This window comes from Pseudomonas sp. VE 267-6A (assembly GCF_024126555.1).
Taxonomy (GTDB): domain Bacteria; phylum Pseudomonadota; class Gammaproteobacteria; order Pseudomonadales; family Pseudomonadaceae; genus Aquipseudomonas; species Aquipseudomonas palmensis.
In genome coordinates, this window is sequence record NZ_JAMYBY010000016.1 from 104,724 (window position 1) to 126,688 (window position 21,965).

Consider the following 21,965-nt stretch of genomic DNA (forward strand, 5'->3'; position numbering starts at 1 on the left):
CTAGCGGCATGCGCTCGGAGGTGATGGCCATTGGCGGTGTGCGCCTGTTCAGGTTGGCGCTGGGCACACTGCTGCTGTTGGTGGGGACGGCGTTGCTGCTGGTACAGGGCTTCGCCTGGCTGGACCTGGAACCGCGGATGTTGCGTGCGCTTGAGGGTGGGGCCATGTGTGCGCTGGGCACTGCCCTGGGCGCAGTGCCGGTGTTGGTGATTCGCAGCATGCCGGTGGCCGTGGCCGATACCCTGATGGGGTTCGGTGCAGGCGTGATGCTGGCCGCCACGGCGTTCTCGTTGATCATCCCGGGGCTGGACGCCGCACAGGCGGTCGGCTTCGGCAAATGGGGGGCAGGTGGCCTGATCAGCTTCGGCCTGCTGTTCGGTGCGTTCTGCATCTACCTGGTGGACCGCAGGGTCTCGGGCGCAACACCGGACGACCTGGTCGCCGTGCCCGGCAGGCCGGTGATTCCGGCGCGCATCTGGGTGTTCGTGATTGCCATCATTGCCCACAACATCCCCGAAGGCATGGCCATCGGGGTGTCGGCCGGTGGCGGCATGCCGGATGCCGACAGCCTGGCCATGGGTATCGCCCTGCAGGATGTGCCAGAGGGGTTGGTGATCGCGCTGGTGCTGGCTGGAGCGGGGATGGGCCGTTTCAAGGCGTTTCTGATCGGCGCGGCATCCGGGCTGGTGGAGCCACTGGCGGCGGTGCTGTGCGCGTGGGTGGTGAGCGTCGCCGAACTGATGCTGCCGCTGGGCCTGGCTTTCGCTGCCGGGGCCATGTTGCTGGTGGTGACCCAGGAGATCATTCCCGAGTCACGCAGCAACGGCAATCATCGCCTGGCCAGCCTGGGGCTGTGCATCGGCTTCTGCCTGATGATGGTGATGGATACCGCGTTGTCCTGAAGCGAGAAGGCGAGGTTACTCGCCTTCGTCGAAATAGTTGTTGATCAGTTCGACCAGGCCTTGCAGCGCTTCGGCTTCCTGTTCGCCTTCGGTCTTGAGGTGGATGCTCGTGCCCTTGCCGGCGGCGAGCATCATCACGGCCATGATGCTCTTGCCATCGACCATCGACTCCGGGGTACGGCCTACACGCACCGAACACGGGTACTTGCCCGCCACGCCAACGAACTTGGCCGCTGCCCGGGCGTGCAGCCCCAGCTTGTTGATAATCTCGATTTCAATGGCGGGCATCGCGGGCGGGATCCTGAGGGCTAGAGGTCGCGGTGGCGAACCTGGACGTTCTTCAATGTTTGTTGCAGCACCTGGCCCAGGCGTTCGGTGATGTACACCGAGCGATGATGACCGCCGGTGCAGCCGATGGCGATGGTGACATAGGCCCGGTTGCTGGCGGCGAACCGTGGCAGCCACTTGAGCAGGTACGACGAAATGTCCTGGAACATCTCCTCGACGTCCGGTTGCGCGGCCAGGTAGTCGATGACCGGTTGCTCCAACCCCGAATGATCCCGCAGCTCGGGCTTCCAATAGGGGTTGGGCAGGCAGCGCACATCGAACACCAGGTCGGCGTCGACCGGCATGCCACGCTTGAAGCCGAACGACTCCACCAGAAACGCCGTGCCAGGCTCGGGCTGGTTGAGCAGACGCAGCTTGATCGAGTCGCGCAGCTGGTACAGGTTGAGGTTGGTGGTGTCGATCTTGAGGTCGGCCAGGTCGGCGATCGGCCCCAGCAGGTCGCTCTCTACCCGGATGGCTTCGGCCAGGGAGCGTTGCGTGTTGGTCAGCGGGTGGCGTCGGCGCGTCTCCGAGAAGCGCTTGAGCAGGGTTTCCTCGTCGGCGTCCAGGTACACCACATCGCAATGGATGTGCTTGCTGCGGGCATCCTCCAGCAGCTCGGGGAAGCGGCTCAGGTGGCTGGGCAGGTTGCGCGCGTCGATGGAAACGGCCACCAGCGGCTGCAGCAGCTCGGTATTGATCAGTGCGTTTTCGGCCAGTTGCGGCAACAGCCCGGCAGGCAGGTTGTCGATGCAGTAGTAGCCGTTGTCCTCAAGTACCGCGAGCGCGGTGCTCTTGCCGGAGCCGGAGCGACCGCTGACGATGATCAAGCGCATGTTCAGTGCCCGTTTTGCACGTCCAGTACGACCTGGTACAGGGATTGGCTATCGGTGGCCGCACGCAGTTTGTCGCGCACGTCCTTGCGGTCGAGCATGCTGGCGATCTGGCGCAGCAGCTCAAGGTGCGCATCGGTGGCGGCTTCCGGGACCAGCAGCAGAAACAGCAGGTCGACGGGGGCGCCATCGATGGCGTCGAAGTCGATGGGAGCGTCCAGGTGCAGCAGGGCGCTTACCGGTTTTTCACAACCTTTCAAGCGGCAGTGCGGGATGGCGATACCATTGCCGAAGCCGGTCGAACCCAGTTTTTCACGGGCGATCAGGCTCTCGAACACGGTTTGGGTGTCCAGCTCGGGTACTTCCTTGCCGATCAGATTGGCAATCTGTTCGAGCGCACGCTTTTTACTGCCGCCCGGCACGTTCACGAGGGAACGGCCGGGGGTCAGGATATCTTCTAGTCGGATCATGGGTGGGGGGGATCAGCGGGCCGCTGCACCTTGCAGGAGGCTTTGCTGTTTTTCCTTGTGTTTTTTCAGTTGGCGGTCGAGCTTGTCGGTAAGGGCGTCGATCGCTGCATACATGTCTTGATGTTCGGCGTTGGCAACCACTTCGCCGCCCGGGATCTGCAAGGTAGCCTCAATTTTCTGCTGAAGCTTTTCGACCTTCATGATCACCGTCACGTTGGTGATCTTGTCGAAGTGACCCTCCAGTCGTTTCAGCTTCTGCTCGACATACTCGCGCAGTGGCGGAGTGACTTCTACATGCTGTCCACTGATATTGACTTGCATACAGCTTCTCCTTTTGTTGCCGGTGCATAAGAGGCAGGTGTTGCGCCTGCCACTGAATTGCGGTGGCACATCTCAGGGGATGTCACATCAATCGCTTGCGTTCGCTCGACGGTGCAATGCCAAGGGACTCGCGGTACTTGGCGACGGTGCGACGGGCTACCTGGATGCCTTGTGCCTCCAGTAAACCAGCGATCTTGCTGTCACTCAATGGCTTTTTCTGATTTTCAGCCGCGACCAGTTTCTTGATGATCGCGCGGATCGCCGTGGACGAGCATTCGCCGCCCTCGGAGGTGCTCACGTGGCTCGAGAAAAAGTATTTCAGTTCGTAGATGCCGCGCGGGGTGTGCATGTATTTCTGCGTGGTCACCCGCGAAATGGTCGACTCGTGCATGCCCACCGCCTCGGCGATATCGTGCAGTACCAGCGGTTTCATCGCCTCGTCGCCGTGGTCGAGAAAGCCGCGCTGGTGCTCGACGATCTGCGTGGCCACCTTCATCAGCGTCTCGTTGCGGCTCTGCAGGCTCTTGATGAACCAGCGCGCCTCCTGCAACTGGTTGCGCATGAAGGTGTTGTCGGCGCTGGTGTCGGCGCGACGCACGAAGCCGGCGTATTGCGGGTTGACCCGCAGGCGCGGCACGGCTTCCTGGTTCAGCTCGACCAGCCAGCGGTCGGAATCCTTGCGCACGATGACATCGGGCACCACGTATTCGGCTTCGCTGGACTCGATCTGCGAGCCGGGGCGCGGGTTGAGGCTCTGTACCAGTTCGATGACCTGGCGCAGTTCGTCTTCCTTGAGCTTCATGCGACGCATCAGCTGGCTGTAGTCGCGGCTGCCGAGCAGGTCGATGTAGTCGCTGACCAGGCGCTGCGCCTCGGCCATCCACGGCGTACGCGGCGGCAGCTGGCGCAGTTGCAGCAGCAGGCATTCGCTGAGGTTGCGGGCACCGATGCCGGCGGGCTCGAACTGCTGGATACGGTGCAGCACGGCCTCGACTTCGTCGAGTTCGATGTCCAGTTCCGGGTCGAACGACTCGCACACCTCTTCGAGGGTTTCTTCGAGATAGCCCTGGTTGTTGATGCAGTCGATCAGCGTCACGGCAATCAGCCGGTCGGTGTCGGACATCGGTGCCAGGTTGAGCTGCCACAGCAGGTGGCTCTGCAGGCTCTCGCCGGCAGAGGTGCGGGTGGTGAAGTCCCACTCGTCATCGTCATTGCTGGGCAGGCTGCTGGCGCTGGTCTGGTAGATGTCTTCCCAGGCCGTGTCGACCGGCAGTTCGTTGGGGATGCGCTCGTTCCATTCGCCTTCTTCGAGGTTGTCCACCGTGGGGGCGGACTCCTGGAAGCTGCTCTCCTGAGGTTCGGCAACCGGCTTGGTCTCGGCGTTGTCGGCCATCGGGTCGCTGTTGTCGAAATCCTCGCCTTCTTCCTGGCGTTCGAGCATCGGGTTGGACTCCAGCGCCTCCTGGATTTCCTGTTGCAGGTCCAGGGTGGAGAGCTGGAGCAGTCGGATAGCCTGTTGCAACTGAGGAGTCATCGTCAGTTGCTGGCCCATTCTTAGGACGAGCGATGGTTTCATGGCTGGGGCTTAACACCTTATTCGCCGGCGCACAGGCGCCATCTACTACAAGGGCGCGAGAGGCGCCAACTTTAAGCAAATTATATGCCTGAAATCAAAGCGTTTGCCTAGAGCGCTGGAACAATTAACCCCGGGTGGAGCCATTTGCCAGCGCCCAGGCAGCGCCATGTTCAGCCATGTGCCGCAGCTTACAGGCGGAACTCGTGGCCGAGGTACACCTCTTTCACCAGGTCGTTGGCCAGGATGGTCTGTGCATCGCCTTCGGCGATCAACTGGCCATCGTTGACGATGTAGGCGGTTTCGCAGATATCCAGGGTTTCACGGACGTTGTGGTCGGTGATCAGCACGCCGATGCCCTTGGCCTTCAGGTGATGGATGATCTGCTTGATGTCGCCCACGGAGATCGGGTCGACACCGGCGAAAGGTTCGTCGAGCAGGATGAACTTGGGCGCGGTGGCCAGTGCCCGGGCAATCTCCACCCTGCGCCGCTCACCACCGGACAGGCTCATGCCCAGGTTGTCGCGGATGTGGCTGATGTGAAATTCCTGCAGCAGGCTTTCAAGCTCCTTGCGGCGACCATCGCGGTCGAGTTCCTTGCGGGTCTCGAGGATCGCCATGATGTTGTCGGCCACCGACAGCTTGCGAAAGATCGAGGCTTCCTGCGGCAGGTAGCCGATGCCGGCACGTGCGCGACCATGCATGGGCTGGTGGCTGACGTCCAGGTCGTCGATCAGTACACGGCCCTGGTCGGCCTGTACCAGGCCGACGATCATGTAGAAGCAGGTGGTCTTGCCGGCGCCGTTGGGGCCGAGCAGGCCGACGATCTGGCCGCTGTCGATGGACAGGCTGACATCACGCACGACTTGCCGGCTTTTGTAGGCCTTGGCCAGGTGCTGGGCTTTGAGGGTTGCCATCTACTCGGCCTTCTTCTTCGGCTGGATCACCATGTCGATGCGCGGACGCGACTCGGTGACTTTGCCGCCGCGACCAGCGGTAGCGATCTGCTTCACCGTGTCGTAGACGATTTTCTCGCCTTCGGTGGTGTTGCCTTCATTGATGACCTTGGCGCGGTCGATCAGCACGATGCGGTTCTGTGGCGCATTGTACTGAATGGTCTTGCCGTAGCCCTGCATCTTGTCCGGCTTGGCTGCGCTCTGCTGCTGCTCGAAGTAGGCCAGGTTGCCCACCGAGGTCACGACGTCGATATCGCCGGAGGCAGTGCGGGTGATGGTCACGGTGTTGCCTTTGATCATCATCGAGCCCTGGGTGATGATCACGTCACCGGTATAGGTGGCAACGCCTTTCTTGTCATCCAGTTGAGCCTGGTCAGCCTGGATACGGATAGGCTGATCACGGTCGTTCGGCAGGGCCCAGGCGCTCGCGCTTCCCAGTGCTGCGCTCAGGCTGAGCAAAAAGGGGAGGGTTTTAACGAGCCTCATACTGTCCTCTTACGTTGGACAGCAGGTTCATCCTGCCGTCTTTCAGATACGCTTTCATTCCCTTGCCCGTAGTTGTGCCACCGGCGCCGTCGATTCTAACGGCTTGCTCGGTCTGCGCATATTGCTTCTGCGGGAAGACTGTCATGCGGGTGGTGGTAATGATGGTTTCGCGGTTCTGGTCGTCGGTGCGGGCAACCCGCACGTTGTCGATCAGTTCCACTTCGGTGCCGTCCGGGTTGACCTCGCCGCGGGTGCTCTGCACGTGCCACGGGTAGGCGGTACCGCGGTACATGTTGAGGTCCGGCGTGGTCAGCAGCGTCACTTCGCTGGCCTTGAGGTGTTCGACCTTGTCGGCGGTCATCTCGTACTGCAGCTTGCCATCGGGCAGAAACTGCACGCTGTGGGCATTGATGGCGTAGTAGTCGATGGCGCTTTCGTCGACCTGCGCTGCGGGCTCGTCGAGGAACGTCTCGGGGCTGATGTTCCAGTAGCCGACCGCTGCAAACAAGGCAGCGATCACACTGAACAGCGCGATATTGCGGATCTTTTTACTGAACATGGATCGCTCTACAGGTAGTTGGCATTCGCCGCGTCCAGGTTGCCCTGGGCTTGCAGGATCAGTTCGCAGAACTCGCGGGCTGCGCCTTCGCCTCCGCGCGCAAGGGTCACGCCATGGGCGTGCTGGCGCACGAACGGAGCGGCACTGGCTACGGCCATGCCCAGGCCGACCCGGCGAATCACCGGCAGGTCTGGCAGGTCGTCGCCCAGGTAGGCAACCTGTTCATAGCTTAGGCCCAGTTGACCAAGAAGGTCGTCGAGCACCACCAGTTTATCTTCCCGGCCCTGGTACAGGTGCGGGATGCCGAGGTTTTTCGCACGACGTTCGACCACCGGCGTCTTGCGCCCGCTGATGATCGCGGTGGTCACGCCCGAGTTCATGAGCATCTTGATGCCCTGGCCGTCGAGGGTGTTGAAGGTCTTGAATTCGCTGCCGTCCTCGAGAAAGTACAGGCGACCGTCGGTCAGCACGCCGTCCACATCGAATACCGCCAGCTTGATGGCCTTGCCGCGTTGCAGCAGATCGTCGTTCATTTACATCACTCCCGCGCGCAGCAGGTCGTGCATGTTCAGGGCGCCGACCGGCTGGTCGAGCGTGTCCACCACCACCAGCGCGCTGATCTTGTGGTCTTCCATGATCTTCAAGGCCTCGGCCGCGAGCATCTCGGCGCGGGCGGTCTTGCCGTGTACGGTCATCACTTCGTCGATCAGCGTGGTGTGCACGTCGATGTTGCGATCCAGGCTGCGGCGCAGGTCGCCGTCGGTGAACACCCCGGCCAGGCGGCCGTCGCTTTCGCGCACCACGGTCATGCCCAAACCTTTGCGAGACATTTCAAGCAGGGCGTCCTTGAGCAGCGTGCCGCGCTGAACCTGGGGCAGTTCGTCACCGCCGTGCATCACGTTCTCGACCTTGAGCAGCAGGCGTCGGCCCAAGGCACCGCCCGGATGCGAGAAGGCGAAGTCTTCGGCGGTGAAGCCGCGCGCCTCGAGCAGGGCGATGGCCAGGGCGTCGCCGAGTACCAGCGCAGCGGTGGTGGAGGACGTCGGGGCCAGGTTCAGCGGGCAGGCCTCCTGGCCCACGCGGGCGTCCAGGTTGACCTCGGCGGCCTTGGCCAGCGGCGAGTCGGGGTTGCCGGTGAGGCTGATGAGCTTGATGCCCAGGCGCTTGATCAGTGGCAGCAGGGTCACGATTTCGTTGGTGGTGCCCGAGTTGGACAGTGCCAGGATGATGTCGTCCCGGGTGATCATGCCCATGTCGCCGTGGCTGGCCTCGGCGGGGTGAACGAAGAACGACGTGGTGCCGGTGCTGGCCAGGGTGGCGGCAATCTTGTTGCCGATGTGCCCGGATTTGCCCATGCCCACCACCACGACCCGGCCCTTGCTGGCCAGGATCAGCTCGCAGGCCTTGACGAAATTGGCGTCGATATGGGCCAGCAGGCCCTCTACCGCTTCGATCTCGAGACGGATGGTGCGCTGTGCGGATTGGATCAGGTCGGTGGATTGGCTCATGTCGTAGATCGGATTGCCTGATGAAAAGGCGGGGATTATAGCGGTAATGCGCCAAAGCCTCACCTGTGATTGCAAGGATGCTCTGCCAGAAACCTTAAGTGAGCCTTAACTTGAGCTGAACAGCCTCGGTGATGGCCTTGGGGTGGCTCTATCAGCGGTGCTATAGTTCGCCGCCTGTTCGGCCCGCTCGGAGCGTGCGTGCCTCCATGAAGGAGGTTGGCGTCTGAGTGAAAAGGCTGCATCGCAAGGAGTTTAGATGAGCGTTGATAACGCCTACGCGGTCGAATTGAAGGGCGTGACCTTCAAGCGCGGCGCGCGCAGCATCTTCAATAATGTCGACATACGCATTCCCCGCGGCAAGGTTACCGGCATCATGGGGCCTTCCGGGTGCGGCAAGACCACGCTGCTGCGTCTGATGGGCGCGCAACTGCGCCCTGCCAGCGGCGAGGTGTGGGTGGCCGGGCAAAACCTGCCGACCCTTTCGCGCAGCGACCTGTTCGACGCGCGCAAGCACATGGGCGTGCTGTTCCAGAGCGGTGCACTGTTCACCGACCTCGACGTGTTCGAGAACGTCGCCTTCCCGCTGCGGGTGCATACCCAGCTGCCCGAGGAAATGATCCGCGACATCGTGCTGATGAAGCTACAGGCCGTGGGCTTGCGCGGTGCCATCGAACTGATGCCCGACGAACTGTCCGGCGGCATGAAGCGCCGTGTGGCACTGGCCCGGGCGATTGCCCTGGACCCGCAGATCCTCATGTACGACGAACCTTTCGTCGGCCAGGACCCGATCGCCATGGGCGTGCTGGTACGCCTGATCCGCCTGCTCAACGATGCGCTGGGCATCACCAGCATCGTGGTTTCGCACGATCTTGCAGAAACCGCGAGCATTGCCGACTACCTGTATGTGGTGGGGGACGGCCAGGTACTGGGCCAGGGGACGCCGCAGGAGCTGATGGAGTCGGACAACCCGCGTATCCGCCAATTCATGAAAGGCGATCCGGATGGTCCGGTGCCCTTTCATTTTCCTGCGCCTGATTACCGCGCCGATCTGTTGGGGAAGCGTTGATGCGCAGAAAGTCATTGCTCGAACGTATTCGTCTGTTTGGTCGCTCCGCGATCGACGTAGTGGCCGTGCTGGGGCGCTCCTGCCTGTTCCTGCTGCATGCCCTGGTGGGGCGCGGCGGGATTGGCGGCGGGTTCCAGTTGCTGGTCAAGCAGCTGTACTCGGTCGGCGTGATGTCGCTGGCCATCATCGTCGTGTCCGGCGTGTTCATCGGCATGGTGCTGGCCCTGCAGGGCTTCAGCATCCTCACCAAGTACGGTTCGGAACAGGCGGTGGGGCAGATGGTTGCCCTGACCCTGCTGCGTGAACTGGGCCCGGTGGTGACCGCGCTGCTGTTCGCCGGGCGGGCCGGGTCGGCGCTGACGGCCGAAATCGGCAACATGAAATCCACCGAGCAGCTGTCGAGCCTGGAGATGATCGGCGTCGACCCGCTCAAGTACATCGTTGCACCGCGCCTGTGGGCCGGCTTCATCTCGCTGCCGCTGCTGGCGATGATCTTCAGCGTGGTCGGCATCTGGGGCGGGTCCTGGGTGGCGGTGGACTGGCTGGGAGTCTATGAAGGTTCCTTCTGGTCGAACATGCAGAACAGCGTTTCGTTCGTCGACGATGTACTCAACGGGGTGCTCAAGAGCCTCGTGTTTGCCTTCGTCGTCACCTGGATTGCCGTATTCCAAGGCTATGACTGTGAGCCCACTTCAGAGGGGATCAGCCGTGCCACTACCAAGACCGTGGTCTATGCCTCGCTGGCAGTCCTGGGTCTGGACTTTATTCTGACCGCCTTGATGTTTGGAGATTTCTGATGCAAAACCGCACCCTGGAAATCGGTGTCGGCCTGTTCCTCCTGGCCGGGATCCTGGCACTGCTTCTGCTGGCCCTGCGCGTCAGCGGCCTGTCCGCCAGCCCGAGCAGCGATACCTATAAACTTTACGCCTACTTCGACAATATCGCCGGTTTGACTGTCAGAGCTAAAGTGACCATGGCCGGTGTAACCATCGGCAAGGTCACGGCCATCGATCTGGACCGCGATACCTATACCGGTCGGGTGACGTTGCAGCTGGAAAAACGCGTCGACAACCTGCCGACCGATTCCACCGCCTCGATCCTGACCGCCGGGTTGCTCGGCGAGAAGTACATCGGCATCAGCGTGGGCGGTGAGGAGGCGGTGCTCAAGGAAGGTGGAACCATCCATGACACCCAGTCGGCGCTGGTACTGGAAGATCTGATTGGCAAGTTTTTGCTCAATACCGTTGGCAAAGAAGCTAAATAAGGAGTTTCCATGATTTCCATCCTGCGACGCGGCCTGTTGGTATTGCTGGCGAGCCTGCCGTTGATGGCCGTTGCGGCCACGCAATCGCCCAAAGAAGTGATCCAGACCACCACCACGCAACTGCTGTCCGACCTCAAGGCGAACAAGGAGCAGTACAAGGCCAACCCCAGCGCGTTCTACGATGCGCTCAACGCCAACCTGGGACCGGTGGTGGATGCCGATGGCATCTCCCGCAGCATCATGACGGTCAAGTACTCGCGCAAGGCTACCCCGGCCCAGATGCAGCGCTTCCAGGAAAACTTCAAGCGCAGCCTGATGCAGTTCTATGGCAACGCCCTGCTGGAATACAACAACCAGGGCATCACCGTGGGCGCCGAGAAGAAGGACGGCGACGACCGTGCCAGCGTCGACATGACGGTCAAGGGCAACAACGGCGCCGTCTACCCGGTTTCCTACACCCTGACCAAGCTCAATGGCGAGTGGAAGGTGCGTAACGTTATCGTCAACGGCATCAACATCGGCAAGCTGTTCCGTGACCAGTTCGCCGACGCCATGCAGCGCAACGGCAACGACCTGGACAAGACCATCGACGGCTGGGCCGGCGAAGTGGCCAAGGCCAAGGAAACCACCGAGCAAGCGGCCGAGAAGCAGGCCCAATGAGTGCGGCAGTCACCCTTGCCGCACCCGGCGTGCTGAGCCTGTCCGGTGTGCTGGATTACCGCACCGGCCCGGTGCTGCGCAAGCAGGGCAGGGCCCTGATTGCTGCCAGTCGCGAGCCTTCGCTGGTGCTGGACTGTTCGGCGGTGGAGCTTTCCAGCAGCGTGGGTCTGTCCCTGCTGCTGGCCTTCACCCGTGACGGGCAGGCGGCGGGCAAGACCATCGAGGTGCGCGGCATGCCCCATGGCATGCACGAAATCGCTCAGGTGTACGGGCTCGGCGAGCTGCTGGCCGGTCAATAAATACGGGTGCGCGACGGGCCCCTCTGTCAGAGTCCTCGTTTACGGGGTTCGCAGGCGAGGGGCTTTTTTGTATGATGGCCGACCCGCGCGCACAGGGCGCCGATTGAGGTTGAGCATGCAGGCCGTAGAAGTTAAGAACTTCCTTGAAGAAAAGTTGCCGGGAACCCGGGTCGAAGTTGAAGGCGAAGGCTGCAACTTCCAGCTGAACGTAATCAGTGACGAATTGGCGGCCCTGAGCCCGGTCAAGCGTCAGCAGCAGATCTATGCTCACCTGAACCCGTGGATCACCGATGGCAGCATCCATGCGGTAACCATGAAATTTTTCAGCAGCGCAGCCTGGGCTGAGCGCACCTGAGCCAACTTGGCGGCGAGATTCCAATGGACAAACTGATTATCACTGGCGGCGTTCGTCTCGATGGCGAAATCCGCATTTCCGGCGCAAAGAACGCAGCGCTGCCGATTCTGGCGGCCACCCTGCTGTGCGACGGCCCGGTCACCGTCGGCAACCTGCCGCACCTGCACGACATCACCACCATGATCGAGCTGTTCGGTCGCATGGGCATCGAGCCTGTGATCGACGAGAAGCTCGCGGTGGAGATCGACCCACGCACCATCAAGACCCTGGTCGCGCCGTATGAGCTGGTGAAGACCATGCGTGCCTCGATCCTGGTGCTGGGCCCGATGGTCGCCCGTTTCGGCGAGGCCGAAGTGGCCCTGCCTGGCGGCTGCGCCATTGGCTCGCGCCCGGTCGACCTGCACATCCGCGGCCTCGAGGCGATGGGCGCGAAGATCGAAGTCGAAGGCGGCTACATCAAGGCCAAGGCGCCTGAAGGCGGCCTGCGCGGTGCGCACTTCTTCTTCGACACCGTCAGCGTGACCGGTACCGAGAACATCATGATGGCCGCTGCCCTGGCCAAGGGCCGCAGCGTGCTGCAGAACGCCGCACGCGAGCCGGAAGTGGTCGACCTGGCCAACTTCCTCAACGCCATGGGCGCCAAGGTGCAGGGTGCCGGTACCGACACCATCACCATCGACGGCGTCGAGCGCCTGGGTTCGGCCGTATACCGCGTGATGCCCGACCGAATCGAGACCGGCACCTACCTGGTGGCCGCTGCCGTGACCGGCGGTCGCGTCAAGGTCAAGGACACCGATCCGACCATCCTCGAGGCGGTACTGGAGAAGCTCAAGGAAGCCGGTGCCGAAATCACCACCGGTGAAGACTGGATCGAGCTGGACATGCACGGCAAGCGGCCAAAAGCCGTGAACCTGCGCACCGCCCCGTACCCGGCGTTCCCTACCGACATGCAGGCGCAGTTCATCTCCCTCAACGCCATTGCCGAAGGCACCGGCGCGGTGATCGAGACGATCTTCGAAAACCGCTTCATGCACGTGTACGAGATGCACCGCATGGGCGCGCAGATCCAGGTCGAAGGCAACACGGCCATCGTCACCGGCACCAAGACCCTCAAGGGCGCTCCGGTCATGGCCACCGACCTGCGGGCTTCGGCCAGCCTGGTCATTTCGGCGCTGGTAGCCGAGGGCGACACCCTGATCGATCGCATCTACCACATAGACCGTGGCTACGAGTGCATCGAAGAGAAACTGCAGATGCTGGGCGCGAAGATCCGTCGCGTACCGGGCTAGCCCTGCACTCGGCGCAGGGACGCGCCACAAGAATCGATTGCCGTCGGGCGCCTGCACGGGTCCGGCGGCTAAAGCCGCTTAAGGATTGACGTTTCCCATGTTGACCATCGCGCTGTCCAAGGGCCGCATTCTCGACGACACCCTGCCATTGCTGGCAGAGGCGGGCATCGTGCCTACCGAGAATCCGGACAAAAGCCGCAAGCTGATCATCCCGACCACCCAGGACGATGTGCGCCTGCTGATCGTGCGTGCCACCGACGTGCCGACTTACGTCGAGCATGGCGCCGCCGACCTGGGCGTGGCCGGCAAGGACGTGCTGATGGAGTACGGCGGCCAGGGCCTGTACGAGCCGCTGGACCTGCAGATTGCCCAATGCAAGCTGATGACCGCCGGTGCCATCGGCGCTGCCGAACCCAAGGGGCGCCTGCGCGTGGCCACCAAGTTCGTCAACGTCGCCAAGCGCTACTACGCCGAGCAGGGCCGTCAGGTCGACATCATCAAGCTGTACGGCTCGATGGAGCTGGCACCGCTGATCAACCTGGCCGACAAGATCATCGACGTGGTCGACACCGGCAACACCCTGCGTGCCAACGGCCTGGAACCCCAGGAACTGATCGCCACCATCAGCTCCCGGCTGGTGGTCAACAAGGCCTCGATGAAGATGCAGCACGCACGCATCCAGAGCCTGATCGACGCCTTGCGTCTGGCCGTGGAATCGCGACACCGCGGCTGACCCCTGCGCGCGACCTTCGCTGTCGCGCCCGTCTATCCGCGTCATAGCCAATTTTCTCGGGTGCCCGCGCGGATGGACTGGTAGCTTAGGGCGCCTGAGCATCCGCCATTTACCGAGGCCTTAGCCATGACCACGTCCACTGCAATTCGCCGACTCAACGCTGCTGACCCGGATTTCGCCCGACATCTGGATCATCTGCTGAGCTGGGAAAGCGTGTCTGACGATGCGGTCAACCAGCGGGTGCTGGACATCATCAAGGCCGTGCGCGAGCGCGGCGACGCGGCGCTGGTGGAATTCACCCAGCGTTTCGACGGCGTCCAGGCCACCTCCATCGATGACCTGATCCTGGGGCGCGAGCGCCTGGAGCTGGCCTTGAGCCGCATTACCCCGGCGCAGCGCGAGGCGCTGGAAACCGCCGCCCGCCGGGTGCGCAGCTACCACGAAAGGCAGAAGCAGGACTCCTGGACCTACACCGAGGCCGACGGCACCGTGCTGGGCCAGAAGGTCACGCCGCTGGACCGCGCCGGGCTGTACGTACCGGGTGGCAAGGCGTCGTACCCTTCGTCGGTACTGATGAACGCGATTCCGGCCAAGGTTGCCGGGGTGTCCGAAGTGGTCATGGTGGTACCCACCCCGCGTGGTGAAATCAACGAGCTGGTGCTGGCTGCGGCGTGCATCGCCGGGGTCGACCGGGTGTTCACCATCGGTGGCGCCCAGGCGGTTGCCGCACTGGCCTACGGCACCGAGAGCGTGCCGCAGGTAGACAAGGTGGTCGGCCCGGGCAACATCTACGTGGCCACCGCCAAGCGCCATGTGTTCGGCCAGGTGGGCATCGACATGATTGCCGGCCCGTCGGAGATCCTCGTGGTGTGCGACGGCCAGACCGACCCGGACTGGATCGCCATGGACCTGTTCTCCCAGGCCGAGCATGACGAAGACGCCCAGGCGATTCTGGTCAGCCCCGATGCCGAGTTCCTCGACCGCGTGGCCGCAAGCATCGACAAGCTGCTGCCGGGCATGGACCGCGCCGAGATCATCCAGACCTCCATCAATGGCCGTGGCGCACTGATCCACGTGCGCGACATGCAGCAGGCCATCGAGGTGGCCAACCGCATCGCCCCCGAGCACCTGGAGTTGTCGGTGGCCGACCCGCAAGCCTGGTTGCCGCAGATCCGCCACGCCGGTGCGATCTTCATGGGTCGCCACACCAGCGAGGCGCTGGGCGACTACTGCGCCGGCCCCAACCACGTGCTGCCTACCTCCGGCACCGCACGGTTCTCCTCGCCGCTGGGGGTGTACGACTTCCAGAAGCGTTCCTCGATCATCTTCTGTTCCGAGCAGGGCGCTTCGGACCTGGGTCGCACCGCGTCGGTGCTGGCCCGTGGCGAATCCCTGAGCGCGCACGCACGCAGCGCCGAATACCGCATCCTTGGCGATCACACCCCTGTCGATAAAGAGGGCAACTGAGCATGAGCAAATTCTGGAGCCCCTTCGTCAAGGACCTGGTGCCTTACGTGCCGGGCGAGCAGCCCAAGCTGAGCAAGCTGGTCAAGCTCAACACCAACGAAAACCCCTATGGCCCTTCGCCAAAGGCGCTGGAGGCCATGCGCGGCGAGCTCAACGACAACCTGCGCCTGTACCCGGACCCCAATGGCGACCGGCTCAAGCAGGCGGTGGCCAGCTACTACGGCGTGCAGGCCAGCCAGGTGTTCCTGGGCAACGGTTCGGACGAAGTGCTCGCGCACATTTTCCACGGCCTGTTCCAGCACGATGCGCCGCTGCTGTTCCCCGACATCAGCTACAGCTTCTACCCGGTGTACTGCGGCCTGTACGGCATCCCGTATGAGGCGGTAGCGCTGGACGAGCAGTTCCAGATTCGTGTCGAGGATTACCAGCGCGCCAACGGCGGCATCATCTTCCCCAACCCGAACGCACCCACTGGCTGCCTGCTGGCGCTGGAGGCAGTCGAGCAGATGCTGCAGGCCAACCCGGATTCGGTGGTGGTGGTCGACGAAGCCTACATCGACTTCGGCGGCCAGACCGCCATCAGCCTGGTGGACCGCTACCCGAACCTGCTGGTGACCCAGACCCTGTCCAAGTCGCGTTCCCTGGCCGGCCTGCGGGTCGGGCTGGCGGTCGGCCACCCGGACCTGATCGAGGCGCTGGAGCGCATCAAGAACAGCTTCAACTCCTATCCGCTGGATCGCCTGGCCATCGTCGGCGCGGCGGCGGCGTTCGAGGACCAGGCGTATTTCGAACAGACCTGCCGTCAGGTGATCGACAGCCGGGAGCAGCTGGTGGCGCAGTTGACCGACCGCGGTTTCCAGGTGCTGCCGTCGGCGGCCAACTTCATCTTTGCCCGTCACCCCGAGCAGGATGCCGCTGCGCTGGCGGCCAAGTTGCGCGAGCAGGGCGTGATCGTGCGCCACTTCAAGCAGCAGCGCATCGCGCAGTTCCTGCGTATCAGCATCGGTACGCCCGAGCAGAACCAGGCGCTGCTTGACGCCTTGAACTGATAGCGCCTTGTCTTTCGCCAGCTAGGCGGGCTCCTGCGGGAGCCGGCCTAGCTGGCGATTGCATCGACGTGGCCCGACAGGCTATTCTCCGCTCCTCAGATTCGTCCGATGATTGGATGTAAGAACGTCAAATGACTCAACTCATCAAACGCTCCCTTGTCGAGCAGGCCGTCGAACAACTGCGCCAGCGCGTCGCCGATGGCGCCTGGGCCGTCGGCCAGCGCCTGCCCACCGAGCCCGAACTGGCCCTGGAACTGGGCATCAGCCGCAATACCGTGCGTGAAGCGATGCGCGTGCTCGCCTTCAGCGGCCTGGTCGAAGTGCGCCAGGGCGACGGTACCTACCTGCGCGCCAATGTCGACCCGCTGGCCACCGTGCAGGTGCTGTCGCGTTGCAGCCTCGAGCAGGCCCGCGAAACCCGGCACATCCTCGAAGCCGAGGCCATCGGGCTGGCGGCGCTGCGCCGCACCGACGATGACCTCAAGGGGCTGCATGAAGCCCTGCAGCACAGCGCCGAGCACTTTCACGACGACCTCGACAGCTACGTGGCCTGCGACCTGGTGTTTCACCAGCGCCTGGTGGACGCCGCACACAACCCGGCATTGAGCGAGCTGTACCGCTACTTCTCCGCCGTGGTGGCGTGCGCCGTGCACCACAACATGCGCGAATCGCGTTGCCAGGGCGTGTTCGACCTGCACCGCGACATCCTGCAGGCGGTCGAGCAACGCGACCCGGAACGGGCCAAGGCCCTGAGCAGAACCCTTATCAATGAAGCCTGACGCAGAGACAGCCATGCCCAAACCCAACCCGCCGCTCGAAGAACTCCTGATCGACGCCGAAGCCGACGACGCCCAGCTGCAACCGCCCGCCGTGCTGCAGCGCCCGTGGCTGTTGCTGCTGGGGCTGGTACTGGTGGCACTGAACCTGCGCCCGGCGCTGTCGAGCATGGCGCCGTTGCTCGGGCAGGTGTCCGACAGCCTGGGGCTGAGTGCTTCGCAGGCCGGCCTGCTGACCACGCTGCCGGTACTGTGCCTGGGCCTGTTCGCGCCGCTGGCACCGATCCTGGCGCGTCGCTTCGGCAGCGAGCGGGTGGTGCTGGGCATTCTGCTCACGCTGGCGTGCGGCATCTTGCTGCGCAGCTCGCTGGGCAGTGTGGGGCTGTTTGCCGGCAGCATCCTGGCCGGGGCCAGCATCGGCGTGATTGGCGTGCTGCTGCCGGGCATCGTCAAGCGCGACTTCCCCAAGCATGCCGGCGCCCTGACCGGCGTGTACACCATGGCCCTGTGCCTGGGCGCGGCCCTGGCGGCCGGCGCCACCGTGCCGTTGAGCCAGCACTTCGACGACAGCTGGGCGCTGGGCCTGGGTGTCTGGCTGATTCCGGCGGTGGTGGCGGCGCTGTTCTGGCTGCCCCAGGCGCGCCACGGGCATGGCAAGCATGCGGTGGCTTATCGGGTGAGGGGGCTGCTGCGCGATCCGCTGGCCTGGCAGGTGACCCTGTACATGGGCCTGCAGTCGTCGCTGGCGTACATCGTGTTCGGCTGGCTGCCCTCGATTCTGATCGGCCGTGGCCTGAGCCCGACCGAGGCCGGGCTGGTGCTGTCCGGTTCGGTGATCGTGCAACTGGCCAGTGCCCTGACCGCGCCGTGGCTGGCCACCCGTGGCAAGGACCAGCGCCTGGCCATCGTGCTGGTGATGCTGCTGACCCTGGCCGGCCTGTTCGGCTGCCTGTATGCCCCGTTAGGCGGGCTGTGGGGCTGGGCGGTGGTACTGGGTATCGGGCAGGGCGGCACCTTTGCCCTGGCGCTGACCCTGATCGTGTTGCGGTCGAAGGACTCGCATGTGGCGGCCAACCTGTCGAGCATGGCCCAGGGCATCGGCTATACCCTGGCCTCGATGGGGCCGTTCGCGGTGGGCCTGGTGCATGACGTGACCGGTGGCTGGGACGCAGTGGGCTGGATCTTCGCGGTGCTGGGCGTGGGTGCGATCGGTTTCGGGCTCAAGGCCGGGCGGTCGATGCAGGTGGGTGTGGTCAGCGAACGGGTCTGACTTCGCGTGGCTGCCATCGCGGGTCTGCACTGCACCTGTGGGAGCGGGCCTGACCTGCGATGGGGCACATCATTCGCACCGTATATACCCGTAGCTTTCAGCCATCACTCGGCCTATCGTTCACGTCCGTTCCCCTGTAATGGACCGCGCCCATGAGCGACGCCAACATCGCGCTGATCACACGTTTCTACCAGGCCTTCCAGCGCCTCGACGCCGAGGCCATGGTCGCCTGCTACAGCCCCGAGGTGGTGTTCAGCGACCCGGCCTTCGGTACCCTGCGTGGCAAGGACGCCGCCGACATGTGGCGCATGCTCGCCAGTCGCGCCAAGGATTTCTCCCTGACCTTCGACAGCGTGCGCGCCGACGAGCGCAGCGCCACTGCGCACTGGGTGGCCACCTACCTGTTCAGCCAGACCGGTCGCGTGGTGGTCAACGACATTCAGGCACGTTTCGTGATCCGCGACGGGTTGATCGTCGAGCATCACGATCATTTCGACCTGTGGCGCTGGGCCCGCCAGGCGCTGGGTACCAAGGGCCTGCTGCTGGGCTGGACACCGCTGGTACAGGGCAAGATTCGCCAACAGGCGGCAAAAGGCCTGAGCGCATTTCAGGCCGGGCGTTGACGGGGTAAGCTGTCGCCTTCACCCCTGTACGCAGATGCCCGTGACCGAAACCCCCACCTCTCGCAAACCCTGGTATGTCTATCTGGTACGCACCGCCAACGGTTCGTTGTACTGCGGCATCAGTGACAACCCCGAGCGCCGTTTCAATGCGCATCAGAGCGGCCGCGGTGCGCGTTACTTCAGCACCAGCCCGGCAGTGGCGCTGGTGTATGTGGAAGCCTGGCCGGACAAGGCTGAGGCGCTGCGCCAGGAACGCCTGGTGAAGAAGCTGCGCAAGTCGGCCAAGGAGGCACTGGTGGCCTCCTGGACGGGGCTCAGTCCTTGCGACGCTTGAGCTGATCGGTGAGCTGGGTGGGCAGGCCCTTGATGATCAGGGTGCCAGCCTCTTCGTCGTACTCGATCTTCGAGCCCAGCAGGTGTGCCTCGAAGCTGATCGACAGGCCCTCGGCGCGGCCGGTGAAGCGGCGGAACTGGTTCAGGGTGCGCTTGTCGGCCGGGATCTCCGGCGACAGGCCGTAGTCCTTGTTGCGGATATGGTCATAGAAGGCCCGCGGGCGGTCCTCGTCGATCAGTTCCGACAGCTCGCTCAGGGTCACCGGCTCGCCTGCCTTGGTCTGGCTGGTGGCGTACTCGACCAGGGTCTGGGTCTTTTCGCGGGCGGCTTCCTCGGGCAGGTCCTCGCTCTCGACGAAGTCGCTGAAGGCCTTGAGCAGAGTGCGGGTCTCTCCCGGGCCGTCGACGCCTTCCTGGCAGCCGATGAAGTCGCGGAAGTACTCCGAGACCTTCTTGCCGTTCTTGCCCTTGATGAACGAGATGTACTGCTTGGACTGCTTGTTGTTCTGCCACTCGGAGATGTTGATGCGAGCAGCCAGGTGCAGCTGGCCCAGGTCCAGGTGGCGCGAGGGGGTCACGTCCAGGTCGGCGTTCACCGCCACACCTTCGCTGTGGTGCAGCAGGGCGATGGCCAGGTAGTCGGTCATGCCTTGCTGGTAGTGGGCGAACAGTACGTGGCCACCGGTGGACAGGTTCGACTCTTCCATCAGTTTCTGCAGGTGCTCGACGGCCACGCGGCTGAAGGCGGTGAAGGTCTTGCCTTCATCCAGGTACTCCTTCAGCCAGCCGCTGAACGGATGGGCGCCGGACTCGGCGTGGAACAGGCCCCAGGCTTTGCCCTGTTTGGCGTTGTAGCTGTCGTTGAGGTCGGCCAGCAGGTTCTCGATGGCGGTCGACTCGGCCAGTTCCGAGTCGCGTGCGTGCAGCACGGCAGGGCTGCCATCGGGTTTCTTGTCGATCAGGTGGACGATGCAATGACGGATCGGCATGGGATTCTCGGCTGAAAATAGGGCGCGACATACGGCGCTGCAAAGCGGCCAAGTGTAACCCAGCCGGGGGCTTGAGCAGGGTATGGATGTGTGTCGACGCAAGGGTTGTTCATTTTTTGTGCGATTTTTTGCGAAATTTGCTGCAAACCCCCGAAAAACCAGAACATTTGGCCTGTGGGAGGCGGATATTTATCGCTTCGTGTGGTAGTTTTGCCCGGTCTTGCGCACCGCGTGTGGCGCATTGCTGGCAGACCGCTGATGTCACGTCGAACCAAACGCATTTTTGTGTATCTACATACGCGATTGGCAATGGATATACCCCGGACCGCCGAAGACTCGCGGGTCTGGGCCGATGGCTGACGCTGCACTCTGCAAACCAACTGAATTTGATAGGGAAGGAACACCACCATGGCATTGACCAAAGACCAACTGATCGCCGATATCGCCGAAGCTATCGACGCGCCGAAAACCACCGCGCGTAACGCTCTGGAGCAACTGGGCCAGATCGTTGCTGATCAACTGGAAAATGGCAGCGAAATCACCCTGCCGGGTATCGGCAAGCTGAAGATCACCGAGCGTCCTGCCCGTACCGGTCGTAACCCTTCGACTGGCGCAGCCATCGAAATCGCTGCCAAGAAAGTCGTCAAGTTCGTTCCAGCCAAAGTGCTGACCGACGCTGTAAACAAGTAATTGTAAACAGCTTCTGAAAACCGCGTCCGGTGCGAGCCAGGCGCGGTTTTTTTGTGGGTGCTGCGCATGCCCCTAGGGGGCGGGTTTCGTCCAGCGCAGCTGGCGCCACGCTGCGCGCGCCTGAGGTGTCTGGAAGGTCCAGGCCACCAGGCGGCTCTGCTTCTGCCCCTGGCCCATCTCCAGCACGCGGTGCTCTACTGCGCCGGCCTTGTTCAGGGCCGCCTCGATACCCGGCAGGTTCGATGCCTTCGACACCAGGCTGCTGAACCACAGCACCTGCTGGCCCAGGGCCACGCTTTCATTCACCAGCTGGCTGACAAAGCGGATTTCACCGCCCTCGCACCACAGCTCGTTGTTCTGCCCGCCAAAGTTCAGTACCGGCAGCTTGCGCTTGGGGTCGGCCTTGCCCAGCGCCCGCCATTTGCGCTGGCTGCCACGGGTGGCTTCGTCACGCGAGGCGTGGAAGGGCGGGTTGCACAGGGTGACGTCGAAGCGTTCGTCGCTCTTGAGCAGGCCGGCGAGGATCTGCCGCGCATTGCCCTGCTGGCGCAGGCTGATGACCTTGCCCAGCCCGTTGGCCTGCACGATGGCCTTGGCGGCGCCCAGGGCCACCGGGTCGATGTCCGAGCCCAGGAAGCGCCAGCGGTAGTCGACGTGACCCAGCAGCGGATAGATGCAGTTGGCCCCGACCCCCACATCCAGTGCCTGGATCATCGCACCCCGCGGAATCTCGCCATCGTTGTCGGTGGCCAGCAGGTCGGCCAGGCCATGCAGGTAGTCGGCGCGGCCGGGTATGGGCGGGCACAGGTAGTCGGCCGGGATGTCCCAGTGCTGGATGCCGTACTGGGCCTTGAGCAGGGCGCGGTTGAACACGCGCACTGCCTCGGGGTTAGCGAAATCGATGCTCGGCTTGCCGTGGGGGTTGGTGATCATGAAGCGGCCCAGCTCGGGGCTGCTCTTGATCAGTTGCGGGAAGTCGTAGCGACCCTGGTGGCGGTTGCGCGGGTGCAGGGTGGGTTTGTTGGGTGTGGTCATGAAAATCCCATAAAAAACGCCGGCAAGACGGGCCCCCTGTAGGAGCCGGCCTTGCCGGCGATGCAAGGCGCAGCCTTGCCAGTGCAGGTAGCAGGGCAGTGTCGCCTGCTTCGCCGGCAAGGCCGGCTCCTA

The 21,965-nt window shown here is 63.4% G+C and carries 28 protein-coding genes; 16 read left to right on the forward strand and 12 right to left on the reverse strand.

Annotated elements, in window-relative coordinates:
- The first annotated feature begins 8 nt into the window (after window positions 1-8).
- A complete protein-coding gene (locus NJH59_RS19125; RefSeq protein WP_058541430.1) occupies window positions 9-902 on the forward strand; it encodes a ZIP family metal transporter in 894 nt (297 codons plus the stop codon).
- A gap of 15 nt (window positions 903-917) precedes the next feature.
- On the opposite strand, the gene NJH59_RS19130 is transcribed toward NJH59_RS19125, so the two are convergent.
- The 10 genes from NJH59_RS19130 to NJH59_RS19175 form a co-directional block, all read right to left on the reverse strand.
- Entirely contained in the window at window positions 918-1,190 is a 273-nt protein-coding gene (locus NJH59_RS19130; RefSeq protein ID WP_043862462.1) for an HPr family phosphocarrier protein, read from the reverse strand.
- Between the two features lie 20 nt (window positions 1,191-1,210).
- Entirely contained in the window at window positions 1,211-2,065 is an 855-nt protein-coding gene (gene rapZ, locus NJH59_RS19135) for an RNase adapter RapZ (protein ID WP_043862461.1), read from the reverse strand.
- A 2-nt stretch (window positions 2,066-2,067) separates the two neighbouring features.
- Window positions 2,068-2,532 (reverse strand): PTS IIA-like nitrogen regulatory protein PtsN, encoded by a 465-nt coding sequence (ptsN, locus tag NJH59_RS19140; RefSeq protein ID WP_043862460.1) that lies wholly within the window; start codon window positions 2,530-2,532, stop codon window positions 2,068-2,070.
- Window positions 2,533-2,544: 12 nt separating this feature from the next.
- Complete coding sequence (gene raiA, locus NJH59_RS19145) at window positions 2,545-2,853, reverse strand: ribosome-associated translation inhibitor RaiA (RefSeq protein ID WP_043862459.1); 309 nt, start codon at window positions 2,851-2,853, stop codon at window positions 2,545-2,547.
- 82 nt (window positions 2,854-2,935) lie between these two features.
- A complete protein-coding gene (locus NJH59_RS19150) occupies window positions 2,936-4,429 on the reverse strand; it encodes an RNA polymerase factor sigma-54 (protein ID WP_043862458.1) in 1,494 nt (497 codons plus the stop codon).
- A gap of 188 nt (window positions 4,430-4,617) precedes the next feature.
- A complete protein-coding gene (gene lptB, locus NJH59_RS19155; RefSeq protein WP_043862457.1) occupies window positions 4,618-5,343 on the reverse strand; it encodes an LPS export ABC transporter ATP-binding protein in 726 nt (241 codons plus the stop codon).
- A complete protein-coding gene (gene lptA, locus NJH59_RS19160) occupies window positions 5,344-5,868 on the reverse strand; it encodes a lipopolysaccharide transport periplasmic protein LptA (protein WP_054916380.1) in 525 nt (174 codons plus the stop codon). It lies immediately after the preceding gene.
- A complete protein-coding gene (gene lptC / locus NJH59_RS19165) occupies window positions 5,855-6,427 on the reverse strand; it encodes an LPS export ABC transporter periplasmic protein LptC (protein ID WP_043862455.1) in 573 nt (190 codons plus the stop codon). The genes lptA and lptC overlap by 14 nt, the downstream gene beginning before the upstream one ends.
- An 8-nt stretch (window positions 6,428-6,435) precedes the next feature.
- Window positions 6,436-6,960, reverse strand: coding sequence for an HAD family hydrolase (locus tag NJH59_RS19170; RefSeq protein ID WP_043862454.1), 525 nt, complete (start codon window positions 6,958-6,960; stop codon window positions 6,436-6,438).
- Window positions 6,961-7,935 carry a KpsF/GutQ family sugar-phosphate isomerase gene (locus NJH59_RS19175; RefSeq protein WP_253087181.1) on the reverse strand — a complete coding sequence of 325 codons (975 nt, stop codon included), beginning with the start codon at window positions 7,933-7,935 and terminating at the stop codon, window positions 6,961-6,963.
- Window positions 7,936-8,191: 256 nt separating this feature from the next.
- Between NJH59_RS19175 and NJH59_RS19180 the strand changes: the two genes are divergently transcribed.
- From NJH59_RS19180 to NJH59_RS19245, 14 genes are all read left to right on the forward strand, one after another.
- Window positions 8,192-9,001: an ATP-binding cassette domain-containing protein gene (locus tag NJH59_RS19180; protein WP_043862452.1), complete on the forward strand. Its 810-nt coding sequence runs from the start codon at window positions 8,192-8,194 to the stop codon at window positions 8,999-9,001.
- A complete protein-coding gene (mlaE, locus tag NJH59_RS19185; RefSeq protein ID WP_043862451.1) occupies window positions 9,001-9,798 on the forward strand; it encodes a lipid asymmetry maintenance ABC transporter permease subunit MlaE in 798 nt (265 codons plus the stop codon). The genes NJH59_RS19180 and mlaE overlap by 1 nt, the downstream gene beginning before the upstream one ends.
- A complete protein-coding gene (gene mlaD / locus NJH59_RS19190; RefSeq protein ID WP_043862450.1) occupies window positions 9,798-10,265 on the forward strand; it encodes an outer membrane lipid asymmetry maintenance protein MlaD in 468 nt (155 codons plus the stop codon). The genes mlaE and mlaD overlap by 1 nt, the downstream gene beginning before the upstream one ends.
- Before the next feature lie 9 nt (window positions 10,266-10,274).
- Window positions 10,275-10,925: a phospholipid-binding protein MlaC gene (locus tag NJH59_RS19195; protein WP_043862449.1), complete on the forward strand. Its 651-nt coding sequence runs from the start codon at window positions 10,275-10,277 to the stop codon at window positions 10,923-10,925.
- A complete protein-coding gene (locus tag NJH59_RS19200; protein WP_054916378.1) occupies window positions 10,922-11,224 on the forward strand; it encodes a lipid asymmetry maintenance protein MlaB in 303 nt (100 codons plus the stop codon). The genes NJH59_RS19195 and NJH59_RS19200 overlap by 4 nt, the downstream gene beginning before the upstream one ends.
- A 115-nt stretch (window positions 11,225-11,339) precedes the next feature.
- Window positions 11,340-11,579, forward strand: coding sequence for a BolA family protein (locus NJH59_RS19205; protein WP_010223373.1), 240 nt, complete (start codon window positions 11,340-11,342; stop codon window positions 11,577-11,579).
- 23 nt (window positions 11,580-11,602) lie between these two features.
- Entirely contained in the window at window positions 11,603-12,868 is a 1,266-nt protein-coding gene (gene murA, locus NJH59_RS19210; protein WP_043862447.1) for a UDP-N-acetylglucosamine 1-carboxyvinyltransferase, read from the forward strand.
- 97 nt (window positions 12,869-12,965) lie between these two features.
- Window positions 12,966-13,601 carry an ATP phosphoribosyltransferase gene (gene hisG / locus NJH59_RS19215; protein WP_043862446.1) on the forward strand — a complete coding sequence of 212 codons (636 nt, stop codon included), beginning with the start codon at window positions 12,966-12,968 and terminating at the stop codon, window positions 13,599-13,601.
- A gap of 126 nt (window positions 13,602-13,727) precedes the next feature.
- Window positions 13,728-15,068, forward strand: coding sequence for a histidinol dehydrogenase (hisD, locus tag NJH59_RS19220; RefSeq protein ID WP_043862445.1), 1,341 nt, complete (start codon window positions 13,728-13,730; stop codon window positions 15,066-15,068).
- A gap of 2 nt (window positions 15,069-15,070) precedes the next feature.
- Window positions 15,071-16,117 carry a histidinol-phosphate transaminase gene (hisC, locus tag NJH59_RS19225; RefSeq protein WP_043862444.1) on the forward strand — a complete coding sequence of 349 codons (1,047 nt, stop codon included), beginning with the start codon at window positions 15,071-15,073 and terminating at the stop codon, window positions 16,115-16,117.
- Between the two features lie 131 nt (window positions 16,118-16,248).
- Window positions 16,249-16,896 (forward strand): FadR/GntR family transcriptional regulator, encoded by a 648-nt coding sequence (locus tag NJH59_RS19230; protein ID WP_043862443.1) that lies wholly within the window; start codon window positions 16,249-16,251, stop codon window positions 16,894-16,896.
- A gap of 13 nt (window positions 16,897-16,909) precedes the next feature.
- Window positions 16,910-18,163 (forward strand): MFS transporter, encoded by a 1,254-nt coding sequence (locus tag NJH59_RS19235; protein ID WP_253087182.1) that lies wholly within the window; start codon window positions 16,910-16,912, stop codon window positions 18,161-18,163.
- A 152-nt stretch (window positions 18,164-18,315) separates the two neighbouring features.
- Window positions 18,316-18,786 carry a nuclear transport factor 2 family protein gene (locus tag NJH59_RS19240; protein ID WP_253087183.1) on the forward strand — a complete coding sequence of 157 codons (471 nt, stop codon included), beginning with the start codon at window positions 18,316-18,318 and terminating at the stop codon, window positions 18,784-18,786.
- A gap of 40 nt (window positions 18,787-18,826) precedes the next feature.
- Entirely contained in the window at window positions 18,827-19,120 is a 294-nt protein-coding gene (locus NJH59_RS19245; protein ID WP_229589547.1) for a GIY-YIG nuclease family protein, read from the forward strand.
- On the opposite strand, the gene yejK is transcribed toward NJH59_RS19245, so the two are convergent.
- Window positions 19,101-20,108 carry a nucleoid-associated protein YejK gene (gene yejK, locus NJH59_RS19250; protein ID WP_043862439.1) on the reverse strand — a complete coding sequence of 336 codons (1,008 nt, stop codon included), beginning with the start codon at window positions 20,106-20,108 and terminating at the stop codon, window positions 19,101-19,103. The two genes, NJH59_RS19245 and yejK, sit on opposite strands and share 20 nt — an antisense overlap.
- A 408-nt stretch (window positions 20,109-20,516) precedes the next feature.
- Between yejK and NJH59_RS19255 the strand changes: the two genes are divergently transcribed.
- Entirely contained in the window at window positions 20,517-20,798 is a 282-nt protein-coding gene (locus NJH59_RS19255; RefSeq protein ID WP_009398256.1) for an HU family DNA-binding protein, read from the forward strand.
- A gap of 72 nt (window positions 20,799-20,870) precedes the next feature.
- On the opposite strand, the gene rlmF is transcribed toward NJH59_RS19255, so the two are convergent.
- Window positions 20,871-21,833 carry a 23S rRNA (adenine(1618)-N(6))-methyltransferase RlmF gene (rlmF, locus tag NJH59_RS19260; RefSeq protein WP_253087184.1) on the reverse strand — a complete coding sequence of 321 codons (963 nt, stop codon included), beginning with the start codon at window positions 21,831-21,833 and terminating at the stop codon, window positions 20,871-20,873.
- Between the last annotated feature and the right edge of the window lie 132 nt (window positions 21,834-21,965).